General features: G+C 69.7%; 24 protein-coding genes. 20 read left to right on the top strand and 4 right to left on the bottom strand.

Annotated features, from left to right (window positions below; all coding sequences use genetic code 11):
* Positions 1-89 precede the first annotated feature (89 nt).
* The 14 genes from PV419_RS34260 to PV419_RS34325 all read left to right on the top strand — a co-directional run bounded on the left by PV419_RS34260 (position 90) and on the right by PV419_RS34325 (position 8,560).
* Complete coding sequence (locus PV419_RS34260) at positions 90-938, top strand: helix-turn-helix domain-containing protein (protein WP_319695595.1); 849 nt, start codon at positions 90-92, stop codon at positions 936-938.
* Positions 922-1,545, top strand: coding sequence for a DnaA ATPase domain-containing protein (locus tag PV419_RS34265; RefSeq protein WP_319695597.1), 624 nt, complete (start codon positions 922-924; stop codon positions 1,543-1,545). The genes PV419_RS34260 and PV419_RS34265 overlap by 17 nt, the downstream gene beginning before the upstream one ends.
* A complete protein-coding gene (locus tag PV419_RS34270; protein WP_319695598.1) occupies positions 1,542-2,903 on the top strand; it encodes a replicative DNA helicase in 1,362 nt (453 codons plus the stop codon). Before PV419_RS34265 ends, PV419_RS34270 begins: the two co-directional genes overlap by 4 nt.
* 248 nt (positions 2,904-3,151) lie before the next feature.
* Positions 3,152-3,358, top strand: a complete 207-nt coding sequence (locus PV419_RS34275) for a hypothetical protein (RefSeq protein WP_319695600.1) — start codon at positions 3,152-3,154, stop codon at positions 3,356-3,358.
* Entirely contained in the window at positions 3,352-3,543 is a 192-nt protein-coding gene (locus tag PV419_RS34280) for a hypothetical protein (protein WP_319695601.1), read from the top strand. The genes PV419_RS34275 and PV419_RS34280 overlap by 7 nt, the downstream gene beginning before the upstream one ends.
* The gene (locus PV419_RS34285; RefSeq protein WP_319695604.1) at positions 3,543-4,874 is read left to right on the top strand and encodes a DNA cytosine methyltransferase; all 1,332 of its coding nucleotides are present in this window, start codon (positions 3,543-3,545) and stop codon (positions 4,872-4,874) included. The genes PV419_RS34280 and PV419_RS34285 overlap by 1 nt, the downstream gene beginning before the upstream one ends.
* Positions 4,875-4,944: 70 nt before the next feature.
* Positions 4,945-5,325 carry a DUF4326 domain-containing protein gene (locus PV419_RS34290; protein WP_319695605.1) on the top strand — a complete coding sequence of 127 codons (381 nt, stop codon included), beginning with the start codon at positions 4,945-4,947 and terminating at the stop codon, positions 5,323-5,325.
* A 97-nt stretch (positions 5,326-5,422) separates the two neighbouring features.
* Positions 5,423-5,644: a hypothetical protein gene (locus tag PV419_RS34295; RefSeq protein WP_319695607.1), complete on the top strand. Its 222-nt coding sequence runs from the start codon at positions 5,423-5,425 to the stop codon at positions 5,642-5,644.
* The gene (locus PV419_RS34300; protein WP_319695608.1) at positions 5,641-5,961 is read left to right on the top strand and encodes a hypothetical protein; all 321 of its coding nucleotides are present in this window, start codon (positions 5,641-5,643) and stop codon (positions 5,959-5,961) included. Before PV419_RS34295 ends, PV419_RS34300 begins: the two co-directional genes overlap by 4 nt.
* A 283-nt stretch (positions 5,962-6,244) precedes the next feature.
* Positions 6,245-6,757, top strand: a complete 513-nt coding sequence (locus PV419_RS34305; RefSeq protein ID WP_319695610.1) for a hypothetical protein — start codon at positions 6,245-6,247, stop codon at positions 6,755-6,757.
* 90 nt (positions 6,758-6,847) lie between these two features.
* Positions 6,848-7,033: a hypothetical protein gene (locus PV419_RS34310; RefSeq protein WP_319695612.1), complete on the top strand. Its 186-nt coding sequence runs from the start codon at positions 6,848-6,850 to the stop codon at positions 7,031-7,033.
* Entirely contained in the window at positions 7,030-7,779 is a 750-nt protein-coding gene (locus PV419_RS34315) for a site-specific DNA-methyltransferase (RefSeq protein WP_319695613.1), read from the top strand. The genes PV419_RS34310 and PV419_RS34315 overlap by 4 nt, the downstream gene beginning before the upstream one ends.
* Before the next feature lie 62 nt (positions 7,780-7,841).
* On the top strand, positions 7,842-8,084 hold the full coding sequence (locus tag PV419_RS34320; protein ID WP_319695615.1) for a hypothetical protein: 243 nt from the start codon (positions 7,842-7,844) through the stop codon (positions 8,082-8,084).
* Positions 8,081-8,560 carry a hypothetical protein gene (locus PV419_RS34325; RefSeq protein WP_319695617.1) on the top strand — a complete coding sequence of 160 codons (480 nt, stop codon included), beginning with the start codon at positions 8,081-8,083 and terminating at the stop codon, positions 8,558-8,560. Before PV419_RS34320 ends, PV419_RS34325 begins: the two co-directional genes overlap by 4 nt.
* A 54-nt stretch (positions 8,561-8,614) precedes the next feature.
* On the opposite strand, the gene PV419_RS34330 is transcribed toward PV419_RS34325, so the two are convergent.
* Positions 8,615-8,863 carry a hypothetical protein gene (locus PV419_RS34330; RefSeq protein ID WP_319695619.1) on the bottom strand — a complete coding sequence of 83 codons (249 nt, stop codon included), beginning with the start codon at positions 8,861-8,863 and terminating at the stop codon, positions 8,615-8,617.
* A 169-nt stretch (positions 8,864-9,032) separates the two neighbouring features.
* Here PV419_RS34330 and PV419_RS34335 point away from each other — a divergent pair, with 169 nt between their 5' ends.
* From PV419_RS34335 to PV419_RS34360, 6 genes are all read left to right on the top strand, one after another.
* Positions 9,033-9,260: a hypothetical protein gene (locus tag PV419_RS34335; protein WP_319695621.1), complete on the top strand. Its 228-nt coding sequence runs from the start codon at positions 9,033-9,035 to the stop codon at positions 9,258-9,260.
* A gap of 71 nt (positions 9,261-9,331) precedes the next feature.
* The gene (locus tag PV419_RS34340) at positions 9,332-9,706 is read left to right on the top strand and encodes a hypothetical protein (RefSeq protein WP_319695623.1); all 375 of its coding nucleotides are present in this window, start codon (positions 9,332-9,334) and stop codon (positions 9,704-9,706) included.
* A 69-nt stretch (positions 9,707-9,775) separates the two neighbouring features.
* Positions 9,776-10,027 carry a hypothetical protein gene (locus tag PV419_RS34345; protein WP_319695625.1) on the top strand — a complete coding sequence of 84 codons (252 nt, stop codon included), beginning with the start codon at positions 9,776-9,778 and terminating at the stop codon, positions 10,025-10,027.
* 93 nt (positions 10,028-10,120) lie between these two features.
* Positions 10,121-10,615 (top strand): hypothetical protein, encoded by a 495-nt coding sequence (locus PV419_RS34350; protein ID WP_319695627.1) that lies wholly within the window; start codon positions 10,121-10,123, stop codon positions 10,613-10,615.
* On the top strand, positions 10,615-10,932 hold the full coding sequence (locus PV419_RS34355; RefSeq protein ID WP_319695629.1) for a hypothetical protein: 318 nt from the start codon (positions 10,615-10,617) through the stop codon (positions 10,930-10,932). Before PV419_RS34350 ends, PV419_RS34355 begins: the two co-directional genes overlap by 1 nt.
* A 45-nt stretch (positions 10,933-10,977) precedes the next feature.
* Positions 10,978-11,190 carry a DUF6011 domain-containing protein gene (locus tag PV419_RS34360; RefSeq protein WP_319695631.1) on the top strand — a complete coding sequence of 71 codons (213 nt, stop codon included), beginning with the start codon at positions 10,978-10,980 and terminating at the stop codon, positions 11,188-11,190.
* Between the two features lie 52 nt (positions 11,191-11,242).
* Here PV419_RS34360 and PV419_RS34365 read toward each other — a convergent pair whose 3' ends face one another.
* From PV419_RS34365 to PV419_RS34375, 3 genes are all read right to left on the bottom strand, one after another.
* Positions 11,243-11,572 (bottom strand): hypothetical protein, encoded by a 330-nt coding sequence (locus tag PV419_RS34365; RefSeq protein WP_319695632.1) that lies wholly within the window; start codon positions 11,570-11,572, stop codon positions 11,243-11,245.
* A 163-nt stretch (positions 11,573-11,735) separates the two neighbouring features.
* Positions 11,736-12,155 carry a DUF6907 domain-containing protein gene (locus PV419_RS34370; protein WP_319695634.1) on the bottom strand — a complete coding sequence of 140 codons (420 nt, stop codon included), beginning with the start codon at positions 12,153-12,155 and terminating at the stop codon, positions 11,736-11,738.
* 95 nt (positions 12,156-12,250) lie between these two features.
* Positions 12,251-12,850 (bottom strand): GntR family transcriptional regulator, encoded by a 600-nt coding sequence (locus tag PV419_RS34375; RefSeq protein ID WP_319695635.1) that lies wholly within the window; start codon positions 12,848-12,850, stop codon positions 12,251-12,253.
* Between the last annotated feature and the right edge of the window lie 128 nt (positions 12,851-12,978).

Consider the following 12,978-nt stretch of genomic DNA (forward strand, 5'->3'; position numbering starts at 1 on the left):
GCAGCCGAAACCAGCAGCGATCCCCTCCCCGAGAAGAGATTTCCGTGAGTAAAGAGGCCATGGACTGGGCTATGGAGTACGCCCCACCAATGCCGTCGCAGCTGGTCGCCACGCTGAGCGGACTCGCACGGCACGCCGACAAGCACGGCCGCGGCGCGTTCCCGTCCGTGGCCCGGCTCTCCGCCTACGCATGCAAGGCGGAGCGCTCCGTCCAGCGCGACCTAAAGCAGCTTCGCGCCCTCGGATTCATCCGCCTCGGCGACCAAAGCAAGGCCGCCCACCTCCCCGAAGGCAAGCGCCCCGACGTCTACGACCTGGCCATGGAGCGCACTGTTCCAGGGGGCCGCGCCAGTGCCGATGAGGTGACGCGGGCGTCACGGGTGACGCTGGCGTCATCCCGTCGACGCGGCGGCAAGAAGAAGCCCAGCTCGGACGACTTCCCGGAGCCTGGAACCGGTGACGTCCACGTCACCGGTGACGCCCACGTCACCGGTGACGCCCACGTCGCCGATGGGGTGACGTCCACGTCGCAGGAGGGGCGACGCCCACGTCACCCAAACCAAAAGACTGAACCCAGAGCTGAACCAAAAGACTCTTATGGCGCCCGCGAGCCGGAAGCCGACGACGAACGCGACTACCGCTGGCCCGCCTTCGGCGAGTTCTGGATCTGCTACCCGCGCAGCAAGCAGATCGAGAAAGCCAAGCGCGCCTGGTGCGACGCACTCGACCGCGGCGCCGACCCCGACCTGATCATCAAAGCCGCCAAGGCCTATGCCCACGAGCGCCACGGTGAAGACCCCAAGTACACGCCGTACCCCGCCCGCTGGCTCGACGACGGCCGCTACGAAGACCAGCCCGACCCCGAACCGCAAAGCGACCCGAGCACCGCACCGCACGACATGACAGACGAGGAGATCGAAGATGCACTCAAGTTCTGACGACATCAGCCCCCGCCAGTCCTTCCTCCAGGAGCGCCGTGACCGCGCCGTCAACGCCTTCAGCGCCCGGATCCCCAGCCTCTACCAGGTAGAGATCGAACTCGCCCCCTCTGCCTACCGCTGGGCCACCGGCACCGCCGACTGCCCCAGCCTGTTCCTGGCTGGCGCCATCGGAGTCGGCAAGACCCACAACGCCTGGCAGGCCATCCGACTGTGGGTCCACAACTGGCACACCGCCAGCACTCGGCAGAGCAGCCCGTCCATCGAAACCTGGCGCTCCACCGCCCTGTTCGACGCGCTCCGCCCCGACAGTGGGGGAGGCGCACCGCAGTCGCTGATCAAAACCTTGCAGCGGGCCGACCTGCTGTACATCGACGACCTCGCCGCCGCCCGCGTCTCGCCGACTGGATGGACCCAGGAACGTCTGTACGAGATCTTCGACGAGCGGTACATCAACCGCCGCCCCGTGCTGATCACGTGCGACGTCATGCCCAACAAGATTAGCCACATCGTCGGCGACCGCGTCTCCTCCCGTCTCGCCGAGATGTGCCGCGGCGGCGCCTTCCGTCTCAGCGGCGCCGACCGCCGTCGGGGAGTCGCCGCGTGAGCAGCGACCTGTGGGATGCCCCCCTCGACGCCCAGACGCCGACCGGCCGACCCGCGGACGTTGACGCCGAACGTGTCGTCGCCGCCAACGTCATGGACCAGCCCGACCTCATCGACGAACTCGCCGCCGAGTTCGACCCCGCCGACATCACCACCGACTGGTACCGGTGGGTGTGGCACGCCGTCGACGAAATCCGCCAGACCCTCACCAAGGGCGACATCCGCTGGCAGGCAGTCCACCGCCAGCTCGTCGCCTGGAAGGCCTCCGGCTACCTGCCGATCCCTTGCCCCAGCGAGGTCCAGGTCTGCGACCTGTACAGCTCTGCCGCGCCTGGGGCCACATCCTGGTACGCCGCGAAGGTCACCAAGGCCGCCGTCGCCGCACGCCTCGTCGCCCACGGGCACAACGCCATCAGCCGCGGTCGCTCCGCCGCCTTCGACCCCGACGAGGACGTCGCCGCCGCCCAGACCGAACTCGACGGAGTGATCCGCGCCAACGACCAAGCACAACTCTCCACGATCGGTGACCTGATCGGCGACTCGCTTGTGCGGGCCGTCACCCCGCCAACCAGCGAAGACCGGATCCCCACCGGGTTCATCGACCTCGACTCGCTGCTCTGCGGCGGCTTCGCGGCCGGGCAGCTTGTTGTCGTCGGGGCTCGCCCTGCCATGGGGAAGACCACGCTCGCCCAGGACTTCGCCCGCGCCGCCGCCATCAAGGTTGGCGTTCCGACGCTCGTCGAATCCCTTGAGATGGGCAAGCCGGAACTGTCTGACCGGATCCTGTCCGCCGAGGCCCGGATCGCCCTCCACCACATGAAGCAGGGCATCTGTACCGACGACGACATGGTGCGAGCCGCCCGCCGGGCCCCCGACATCGCCCTCGCGCCGATGCACATCAACGACTCGCCGATCCTCTCGGTACCGATGCTGCGCGGCCGTGTCCGCCACATGGTCCGCACCATGGGCCTCCGCCTCGTGATCATCGACTACCTGCAGCTCATGCAGGTCGGCAGAGCCGAGACCCGGCAGCAGGCGGTGGCGGACGTGTCCCGCGCACTGAAGCTGATGGCCAAGGAATTCGGCATCGTCGTGATCATCCTGTGTCAGCTCAACCGCGGGCCCGAGCAGCGCACCGAGAAAAAACCCCAGGTGTCTGATCTGCGCGAGTCCGGGGCCATTGAGCAGGACGCGGACATCGTGATCCTGCTGCACCGCGAGGACGCCTACGAGAAGGAATCCCCGCGGGCCGGCGAAGCCGACCTGATCGTCGGCAAGCATCGGGGCGGCCCCACCGCAACGATCACATGCGCCTTCCAGGGGCATTATGCGCGTTTCGTAGATATGGCTCAGACGTGACCGCGCAGTTTGTGGGGTCTCAAATCCCGCTTCATAATCTCAGCGCCCTCTGCATATCGACTGCGCCGAGCAGAGACACGCAGGTCAGCGGCTCCGAACCGGTGCCGCTGACCGAGGAAATGCGGCAGCCGATGAGACTGGCCCCGTCCGGCGACCCTGTGCAGCAACGAGACAGCGCAGGTCAGAGCGGCGGCGTATGCAGCGGGCCGCGAGACCCTACACAGTTCGACGCCGCGGACATCGCGGCCATGCGAGAGCAGGGCGACCTGAAGGAGTTCCTCCTCGGCCTCACCGGCAAGGCCCCCGCCAAGCCGCCCGCCGCCGAGAAGCCGGACGTCGTCCACTACACGATCCCGCGGCCCGGCGCCTGGCCCGTCGGCACCGCCGCCAGCGGACCCGTGCCCGCCGTGTGCGACTGCCCGAACTGCCGACGGAAGGGACCCGACCCGTGCTGACCGACACCTGCCCGTCGTGCTGCCGCCGTGGCATAGCCCCTGCCGCCACCCGCACCCGCGGCAACCGCATCGTCCACGGCTACCGCTGCGGCTGCGGACGCACCTGGGCCACCACCCGTGACCTGACCGCCTACTCCGACCTGCACGCCCGCCGCACCCAGCAGCCCAACAGGAAGGCCGCCTGATGCTGATCAACATGCGCACCCTGGACGGTGACACCACCGACGGATTCTGCGGCGCCGGAGGGTCCTCCGAAGCCGCCCGCCAGGTCGGCATAAGGGTCCGCACGGCGCTGAACCACTGGCCGCTCGCCGTCGAGGTCCACAACGCCAACCACCCCGACACCGACCACGACTGCGCCGACATCTCCCAAGTCGACCCGCGCCGCTACCCGACCACAACGTTCGCCTGGTTCTCCCCGTCCTGCACCAACCACTCCATCGCCAAGGGCCGCCGCAAGCACATCGACGCCACCCCGGACCTGTTCGGCGAGACTCTGCCGGACGAGGCCGCCGAGCGGTCCCGGGCCACCATGTGGGACGTAGTCCGCTTCGCCGAATATCACCGGTACCGGGCCGTCATCGTCGAGAACGTCGTCGACGCCCGGGAGTGGATCCTGTGGCCCGCGTGGATCGCTGGCATGCAGGCGCTGGGCTACAGGTTCCGGCTGGTGTGCCTCAACAGCATGCACGCCCAGGCGCTCGGACCCGGCGCCCCGCAGTCCCGCGACCGGATCTACGTGGTGTTCTGGCTGGAGGGCGAGCGGGAGCCGGACTTCGACAAGTGGACCCGGCCCATGGCGTACTGCGACACCTGCGAGAGGCCAGTCCGCGCGGTGCAGGCTTGGAAGAACCCGCAGCGCCGATACGGCAAGTACAAGACCCAGTACGTGTGGCGCTGCCCGACCGCCCGCTGCCACGCCGAAGTCTTCCCCGCGGTCCGGCCCGCATCGGACGCCGTCGACTGGACCCTGCCCGCGCAGCGCATCGGGGACCGGGCCAGGCCGCTGGCGGAGAAGACCATGAAGCGCATCCAGGACGGGTTCGACACCCATGCTGTGCCGTTGCTCGTTCCGGTCGAGGGCAGGGACGGCAAGGTCGCCCGGCCGGCGAGCCTTCCGATGCGCACCTGCACGGCACGGAACGAGACCGGGCTGCTGGCGGTGCCCTCGTACATCGTCGAGCTCCGCGGCGGCGGGTCGAATCACCGTCTCGCTTCGAAGCCGCTCGCCACGGTGTGCGCCTCCGGGAACCACCACGGGCTGCTGCCCGCGGGCACGGTCGCCGCAGTCGAGGATCTGGGGTTCCGGATGCTCGAGCCCGCCGAGTACGCGGCGGCGATGGACTTCCCGAGTTCGTACATCTGGATGGGCAGCAAGCGGGCTCGCGTGAGGCTCGCTGGAAACGCCGTTACCCCGCCCCCGGCCCGCGACCTCTTCGCCTGCGTTGCCGAGTCCGTCCTCGGTGTCGAGTACGAGCCCGCGGACAAGCTGGCCGCCTTCGATGCCGCCGCTTGACGCACGGCGGGCCGCCTCCGGGGCTAGCGGAGGCGGCCACCCACCAATCCCACCACACAAGGAGAACCCGATGACCACCCCGTCCCGCATCCAGCGCAAGCGCACCCCTGGATGGCGGAAGCCCGAAGGCGCCGTGTACGTCGGACGCCCCACTCGCTTCGGGAATCCCGCCCGTCTCGTGCAGGCCGAGCACGGCCTCACCGTCCAGTGGGGCGCCACCGGCGGCAGCGTCGGCACGTATCCCATCGACGGCGTCGAGGCCCGCCGGTTCGCCACCGAGCTTTACCGGTTTTGGATCACCCAGCCTGAGCAGGGCGAACAACGGCGCCTCTTCCGCGCCCTCCTGGCCGGACGGGACCTCATGTGCTGGTGCCCGCTACCAGAGCCCGGCCAGCCCGACCACTGCCACGCATCGGTGCTGCTCGAGCTCGCGAACGAGTCCGCCGCGTGATGCGCGCCCTCGTCCCGTGGCTGGTCACGGCGGCTGGTGTGGCCGCCGTGACCGCCACCACGGAATTCATCGCACGCTGAATTTAGAACGGAGAACCATGACCGACCAGACCCCGGCCGCCCTGCTGCGGGCCGCCGCCGAGACGGTGCGCCATTGGGCCGCCGACGCCACGTTTGACCCGTGGGTGCCGGGAGTAGTCGCCCGGTTCGGGCCTGAGCTCGCCGAGTGGCTCGACGGCGCGGCTGTGGACGCTGAGGAGGTCGGCGCCGACCCCCACGCCCTCGCCGTGGCCCGGAAGATCCTCGGGGCCGAGTCGTGACGGCGCGGCGTCCGGGCCCGTCGCTGGCGCAGATGCGGGTGCTGGTCGACCGGGCCGAGCGCGGTCCGCTCTCGGCGGAGGAGGCGCGCTGGTTCCGCCGTGGCCTGGAGTGGCGGCGGTCGTGGCGGCGGGATCGGTCCGCTGTCGGGTTGCGCCGTGCGCTCGCCGTCCTGCATCGCCCGATGCTGCGCGCCGGCGTTGAGGTGTGCGGCGAGTGCTCGGGCTGGGACGGGCGCCGCTGCCGGGGGCTGGTGACGCCGTGGCCGTGCCCGACGGCAGAGGCGGCGGGGCTCGACGAGCGGCGGGAGGCGGCGTGATGGACGTCGATGCCCCGCGAGCGGGCCTGGGTGCCCGCCTGAGCGCCTCGGAGGAGAATTCCAGGCCTCGGGTCGCGCGAGGCGGAGATAGGCCGTCAGGCGGGCGCTCGGCCAATCGGGTTACCACCGCGCCAGCCACCGATGCCCCGCCGCGCGGCTCCAGTGACCCCCAGGGCGCCCCGCAGCGCCCGAACGCCACCCAGGACCCGCGAGGTCCGGAGAGAAGCGCAGACGGCCGCACAGCCCCTCCATCCACCCGCCACGTCGAACGAAAGGCCACCCGATGACCAAGCCGCGCCCCACCCAAACCGCCGTCCTCGACGCCGGCCTGCGCTGGCTGTTCGAGACCGAGCAGCCCGCCGATGCCTGGGCCCAGCACCACGGCGAGATGATCCCCGCAGACGGCAACCGCACGTACAGCTTCGTCCCGGTCGGCGCCCGGCAGCACCCGGTCGTCGTGGTGGACGTGGCCAAGGTCGAGTGGATCAATAACGGCCCCAACCAGCTCCAGACGCCTGCGAATCCGCTTGAGCCCGGCGAGCTGCAGGCTCTCGCCGCCGAGCTGGAGCGCCGCGGCTTCGCCGTCGAGGCCACCTGGAACGGCAGCCCTGGCGCGATCACGGGCAGCGTCGGCCTGGCGCGGCCTGCGCACCCGACGCAGGTTGCCGCCGTCGAGCGGTACCACGCCGGGTGCCAGCAGCACCCCCGGCGCTCGGTGTTCTGCGAATGCGAGGCGTGGCTGGCTGGCTTCCGTCGCGTCGTCCAGCCGGTCATCGACCAAGCGACCTGCGCCTGACCACGCAAGCGGGCCGCCCCCGGGCCCTATCCGGGGGCGGCCACCCGGTCAGCCCATCACACCCCGCCCCGCCAGCAGAAGGCAGGCCTCATGACCCGCAGTGCCACCGCCGAGCACGACCGCGCCGAGCCGCCCGCCCCCGAGCAACTCACCCTCCCCGCCGAGCTCATCGCCGCCGTGACCCTGCCCGTCCCGATCCCGTCCGCACGACGCCGCGGCCGGCGCGTCCACCACCTGCCCGACATCGACTGCTACCAGCCTGAGGAGAACCCGTGAGCCCCGAGCCGTACTACGCCGACGAGCAGGTGACCTTGTACCTCGGCGACATGCGCGAGATCCTGCCCGCCCTCGGCCAGGCCGACCTGATAGTCGCGGATCCTCCCTACGCCGAGACCAGCCTTGCCTGGGACCGCTGGCCCGACGGCTGGCCCACACTCGCCGCCACCGTCGCGAGCAGCATGTGGTGCTTCGGCTCGATGCGCATGTTCCTCGAACGCCGCGACGAGTTCGCCGCCTGGAAGCTCTCCCAGGACGTGATCTGGCAGAAGGCCAACGGCACTGGCTTCGCCACCGACCGCTTCAAGCGCGTCCATGAAATCGCCACGCACTGGTACCGCGGCGACTGGTCGGCCGTCCACCACGACACCCCGCGCGTCGCCTACACCGGACCGGACAAGCACGCCCAAGCCCGCAACGACCGTGGACAGCACCTCGGGAAGATCGGCGCGCAGCGCTACGAGGATGACGGAACCCGGCTTGTGCGGTCCGTGATGGATGCCCGCTCGGTCCGCGGCGGCCCGCACCCGACGGAGAAGCCGCTCGGCATCCTCGACCCGCTGATCCGCTACGCCTGCCCGCCCGGCGGTCTGGTCGTCGACCCGTTCGCCGGCAGCGGCTCTACGTTGGACGCTGCCCGCCTGTGCGGGCGCCGCGCGATCGGTATCGAGGCGGACGAGAAGTACGCCGAAGCCGCCGCTAATCGCCTGCAGCACGCCCCACTCTGCTTCGACCTGCCCGCCTAATTACGCATGCCCGGCCGCCCCACCGGCCGGGCCCCGAACCGCGACTACACACAGGAGACCCGGTGACCGAGACCAACCCGACCCCTGCCGTCGGCCAGATCTGGCAGGACAACGACCCGCGCAGCAACAGCCGCAAGGTGCGGATCGTCGAGATCGACGGCACCCACGCCGTCGTCGAACTGCACCAGCCGCGTCTGCCTGTCAGCAGCGCCAAGCCGGGGCGCCGCACGCGCATTCGGCTGGACCGGTTCCGGCCCACCAGCACCGGCTACCGATACGTCGACGAGGGCGGGGGCGCGTCGTGACGGCCCAGCCCCCGTACCGCGTCCTCCGCGCCCGCTTGGAGGCCGAGCAGGCCAAGTCCGAGCGGAACGCCCCGCTGTGCCGTGGTGAGAAGTTCCGGCTGCTCAACGACGGCATGGCCGCCGGCTTGCGGATTGCCATCGGCCACACGGTCGCCGTGTTTGAGGGGCCCGAGGCGGCAGCCGCGTACATGCGGGGAGAGCCCGGCGCTCATGGCCCGAACCTCACGCCCGACTTCGTCAACCTGCCCGGCTCCATGGTGGAGCAGCTGCCCGACGACGTGCTGGCGTTGATCGACCCGCCGCCGTACCTGTCCACCGCATGCGAGACGGCCCAGCTCCTCGAGCAGGCGGTGGCCGAGCACCCCGATCGGCAGGTCGGGCTGCGGGAGTGGGCCAGGCGGATGCACGCCAGGTGCCGGGAGAGCCAGAAGTTCACCGGGAAGCTCTGTACCTGCGGCCATCACGGTGCCGACTGACCCCGGGCGCACGTGTGCCGCACACCGGGGGAGGGGTGTGCGGCACAGGGCAGGTCAGACGTCCGGCTGCTGTTCGGAGGCGGCTCGCTTGGCCCGCTCGGCTTCGATGCGGTCGGCGATCTGGCGGGCCCATTCGCGGCTGTAGGGGGTGTGCTCGGCGATGTGCGTCAGGGGTACGCCAGCGGCCCGCGCGTCGGTGACGAGTTCGTCGAGGGCGATGCGGGTCTTCTCGTGGGCCTTGGTCGCCCGGTCCAGCTTGCGTAGCCACTGGGCTTTGGCGTCGGGGTCCATGTGCGGGGTCATGCCCGGCATGGTCTCACGGGCGAGTGCCAACTGACTAGGCAGCTGGCCGCCAACTGAGTGGACGCCTTCGGTTCAAGATTTACTGCCAACTTTCTTGCGATCAAGAGGGCGGGTCTGTCAGTATCGAAGTGCCAAGAAAGTTGGCAGTCGATTCGTAGGGGAGATGGAAATGAACACCACCATTCAGGCCGCCCAGACTGTTCTCAACTTTGACAACCACGGCAGCTTCTGGGGTGAGTCGACCATCGCCGACGCCGAGGTGGACATCGAGCAGGCGCAGATCTTCGGCCAGAGCATCAACGAGTGGAACGTCACCGACCGCGACGGCAACCCGCTGCGCATCGTCCGCATCGCCGACCCCGACTTCCTCGACACGATCAGCGTCTTCGTCTCCTAGCTCCACCAGGCCCGGCCTTCAGGCCGGGCCCCCACCCACCACCGCCAACCGCACCGCAGGGGAGACCGCAGATGTCGAGCATCAAGCCGAAGATGGACCACAGCGAGCGGGCCGCACGCGACCTCCTCAACCGCAAGGTCCGCGAAGGCATCATCGACCGCCGCAACGCCAACCAGATCATCAAGACCGGCCTGCCGTTCGTCCGCACCATGCTCGCCGAATGGCGCCGCGACGGCTGCTCCCCGACCTGGATCACCAGCAAGTTCCAGAGCATCCGCGCCGAAGCTGTCGAGAAGCACGAAGCTGCGAGCAATCCGCTCCTCAAGCGCATGGCCTTGACCCGCGTTGTGTGCGCCGAGATGTACCTCGCCGTGTGGGCCGGAATGCAGGCCGACCTCGGCCAGTACACCGCCGACCGGCATGCCGAGCACGAACTCGACGCCTGACCCTCGGCCCGCCATGGCCGGGCCCCGCCCCCGAACCCGCCGCACCACCAACCCACAGAGGAGCCCGCAATGAGTCCCGACGACATCCCCACCGAGATCACCAAGCTCGTCTACACCTGCCCCCTGTCCGCGTCCCAGGGCCGCTCGCAGAACGAGGTAGCCACCCTGCTCGCCCACTACTGGCCCGCTATCGAGCAGCACATCCGGCAGCAGGTCGCAGGCGAGATCCTCGCCAGCGGCGGTCACGTGGTCGACGGTGACACCGCGTGGGACTCCGGCAGGGACCGTGAGCATGCCGCTCGGATCGCCCGAGGCGAATGACACAGATCCACCCAGCCCCGTCAGGCGGACGCAGCCGGTTCGAATCCGGCGCGGGGCACTCGATCAGACCCGCTTTCGCAAGGAGAACTCGCCGTGACCGAGGAAGCCCGCCTCGAACTACTCACCTGCCTCCGCGCCGCCCGCCGTGCCCGCTTGGGGCGACGTGGCGACCTCGGGCCTGTTGTCCACGCCCTCCACCACACCGCCGACCTGATGGACGCCGCCGACCGCAGACGAGAGCGGCACGAATGGCAGCAGTACCTTGCAGGCCGCCGGATCCGACGCCCCAAGCCGCCCTTCGGCTGGCCAGCAGACCCTGGTCAACTCATGCACCGGGGGTCGGGCTTCCTCGCCGCCTACGGCCTGGACGCCATGGAGCAGTGGGACGAGGTCCGGCGCACCTACACAGCCCCGGGAGGCGCCGGCCACAAGGCATGGATGGCATGGCTGCACGAGCGCCGGGCCATCCGCGCCGAGATGGAGAAGCTGCTGCTCCCGTCCTGGCGCGACTCGCCCAGCTTGACCGCCGACGACATCCGCGCGATAGCCGACGAATACGCCGCCCAGCAGTGGCCCAAGGAGATCTGATGGCCCTGATCGACGACATCGAGTTCTATGGCCGCGCCGTGGACGCGGGCGAGATGGACCGCCAGCAGGCCGTGCGGCTCCTCGTTGAGGCCAGCAACGGCCGGCTCGGGGAGCGCGGCGCCGCCGAGTACGTGGACAACTGGCAGGACGCCCGGAGCCGTCTCGGAAGCGTGCTGTTCGACGTGGACGACATGCTCCGCGCCCTGAAAAGCGGGTGCCCCACCGAGCGCGTTGTGCAGCGGGCTCGTGAGGCCATGCGCGCCGCGGCCAGAGCATCCGCCCTGCGCATGCTCCGCCGCGAACCCGACATCGACTGACAGCAGCGCTTTCACGGCAATGCCGAAAGTGGGAGCCTCGACGGCATGACCCCAGACGATCCCGCCCCGCTGCCCGGCTTCGACGAGCCGGCCGCGGGGCGTCCTCGCGTCACCTGCCGCATGTGCGGGCGGCCCCTCCGAGGCAGGCAGGCGCGGCTGTGGGGGCTCGGGGAGGACTGCCGCACCAAGCTCGCCGTGCGGGCCGCGCCCCGGCCGCCCGAGCACCAGGTCGAGCAGGAGACGCTCCCCGGGGCGTGATGCGAAAGCCGAAGCACCCAAGGTCGCGTCCGTCGGAAGCTTTCTGCTGCCCCTACGAGATCAACGCCTTGTCCGGCGGGAACTGGTTCGGGCAGTGCCTGCAATACAGCAGCCGGAGCCACGCCGCCCGTGCGGCCTCCCGCTCCGCCGACTCCCGGTGAATCCACACCCCCGCGCCCGCGGTCGCCAGCAACAGGACGATGCCCAGCAGGATGGCCGCCGCGCCGCCCGTCGTCAGACACAGAACAGCGACAGCACCCAACGCGACGGGTATGACCCACCGGGCCTCATACGGAGCCGGCTGAGCCAATGTGGCCTTCAACTCCGCATCATGCGACAGCGATCCCCAGAACGCGGCCAGGTTCACCACCTGATCCGGCATCTCGCACCTCGGGCACACATACGCCATGCCGCTCCCCCTCTGGTCAGACAAGAGCCATCAGAGTGACGGCAGCAGCCCGCAGGGCGGGAGAGCGCGAACCAGCCACATGACCAGAAGCCCCCACCCGGGGGTGGAGGCTTCTGGTTTGACCAGTCGCTACCAGCTAGCGCAGCGCACCCACCAGGCGCCGGATCTTCTCCGCGTGCGCCACCAGCTGATCCGCGAACGCCAAAGCAGCCGGCGCCGCGTACTGGTTGCACTCCCCGCTGCCGTCCGCGTCCACCGACAGGTACGCCTCGCCCTCGCGGGTGAACGGCCACTGCACCAGCTGAGCCACCAGCACCTCCTCCACGCTGCCGTCGAACTGGCGTACCGGGAGGGTGGCTGCCTCGCCGGCGTGCGACAGGTCCTCCAGGAACGCCAGGTCCTCGGCAGCGTGGTCCACCACGCACCACGGAGGGCATGGGATGGCGATCCGCTGGCCGCGCACCACAGCGGCCACCAGGCGGGGGGAGGCGCTCGGCGGTGTGGGGGTGACAGGCGCAGAGGTCTGCTGGGTGGGAACGTCGTGCAGTACAGTCATGGTGAAGCTCCAATCTGGACTGGTTGAGTTTCTTGATCGCGAGTGGCGACTCGCGGTTGAACAGGCCGGGCGTTCGCAGCGCCCGGCCGTTCGCGCTACTGGGGTTCGAGCGATGGCTTTGCGATCTCCGCTACGAGGGCCTGCGTCAGGGCGACCAGCGCCTCCCTGTGCATGTGGGCGGCGAGTGCTTCCGCTGCCGCGCCGGGATCGGCCACGGGGATCGGGATGCTTCGGCTCACCGGGCCACGGACGAACGCGCCCTTGCCTTGTTGGGAAACGATCAGCCCTTCCGCGCGGAGCAGGGCAACGCCCTTGCGCACGGTGGTCCGGGTGGTCGCGAACCGGGCGACCAGGGCATTCTCAGAAGGCAGTCGGTCACCCGCCGGTATCTCGCCGCTGTAGATCGCTTCGCGCAGAGCATCGGCAATCTGTCGGTACAGGCCGAACCTGTCCAGCGCATTGTTTCCGTTGTGTACGGGGGATTCGTCGATGATCGCCGATACTTCGGCTTCAGCGGCCAGCGGCCTGGTATCGAACCACTTGATCTCGCGGCGCACCACCTGTGGCCACCATGGCTTATCGGCCGCGTGCTGCGTAAAACGCGGGCCTGGCTGGCTTGTGATGCCGATGTACAGCAGGCGGTCGTCGGTGCCGTACAGGCGGTACAGCGCGGTGCGTTCGGGCGATTCAGGCATGCCCCTCCTCACGATGCGTGGTGCTTCCGCCACGCTCACGAGACGACCGTAAGGCTTATTCGCATCTGTATCAAGCTCCGCGTCTCGATACGCAAAAGCCCCCAGCTGTCGGGCTGGGGGCGCATGTT

This window comes from Streptomyces sp. ME19-01-6, assembly GCF_033793745.1.
GTDB lineage: Bacteria > Actinomycetota > Actinomycetes > Streptomycetales > Streptomycetaceae > Streptomyces.

Bases quoted from the DNA above. Each gene is read 5' to 3' on its own strand.
- PV419_RS34260 (WP_319695595.1), top strand. From the start codon at position 90: ATGCCGTCGCAGCTGGTCGCCACGCTGAGCGGACTCGCACGGCACGCC.
- PV419_RS34265 (WP_319695597.1), top strand. From the start codon at position 922: ATGCACTCAAGTTCTGACGACATCAGCCCCCGCCAGTCCTTCCTCCAG.
- PV419_RS34275 (WP_319695600.1), top strand. From the start codon at position 3,152: ATGCGAGAGCAGGGCGACCTGAAGGAGTTCCTCCTCGGCCTCACCGGC.
- PV419_RS34285 (WP_319695604.1), top strand. From the start codon at position 3,543: ATGCTGATCAACATGCGCACCCTGGACGGTGACACCACCGACGGATTC.
- PV419_RS34290 (WP_319695605.1), top strand. From the start codon at position 4,945: ATGACCACCCCGTCCCGCATCCAGCGCAAGCGCACCCCTGGATGGCGG.
- PV419_RS34295 (WP_319695607.1), top strand. From the start codon at position 5,423: ATGACCGACCAGACCCCGGCCGCCCTGCTGCGGGCCGCCGCCGAGACG.
- PV419_RS34305 (WP_319695610.1), top strand. From the start codon at position 6,245: ATGACCAAGCCGCGCCCCACCCAAACCGCCGTCCTCGACGCCGGCCTG.
- PV419_RS34310 (WP_319695612.1), top strand. From the start codon at position 6,848: ATGACCCGCAGTGCCACCGCCGAGCACGACCGCGCCGAGCCGCCCGCC.
- PV419_RS34330 (WP_319695619.1), bottom strand. From the start codon at position 8,863: ATGACCCCGCACATGGACCCCGACGCCAAAGCCCAGTGGCTACGCAAG.
- PV419_RS34335 (WP_319695621.1), top strand. From the start codon at position 9,033: ATGAACACCACCATTCAGGCCGCCCAGACTGTTCTCAACTTTGACAAC.
- PV419_RS34340 (WP_319695623.1), top strand. From the start codon at position 9,332: ATGTCGAGCATCAAGCCGAAGATGGACCACAGCGAGCGGGCCGCACGC.
- PV419_RS34345 (WP_319695625.1), top strand. From the start codon at position 9,776: ATGAGTCCCGACGACATCCCCACCGAGATCACCAAGCTCGTCTACACC.
- PV419_RS34355 (WP_319695629.1), top strand. From the start codon at position 10,615: ATGGCCCTGATCGACGACATCGAGTTCTATGGCCGCGCCGTGGACGCG.
- PV419_RS34360 (WP_319695631.1), top strand. From the start codon at position 10,978: ATGACCCCAGACGATCCCGCCCCGCTGCCCGGCTTCGACGAGCCGGCC.
- PV419_RS34365 (WP_319695632.1), bottom strand. From the start codon at position 11,572: ATGCCGGATCAGGTGGTGAACCTGGCCGCGTTCTGGGGATCGCTGTCG.
- PV419_RS34370 (WP_319695634.1), bottom strand. From the start codon at position 12,155: ATGACTGTACTGCACGACGTTCCCACCCAGCAGACCTCTGCGCCTGTC.
- PV419_RS34375 (WP_319695635.1), bottom strand. From the start codon at position 12,850: ATGCCTGAATCGCCCGAACGCACCGCGCTGTACCGCCTGTACGGCACC.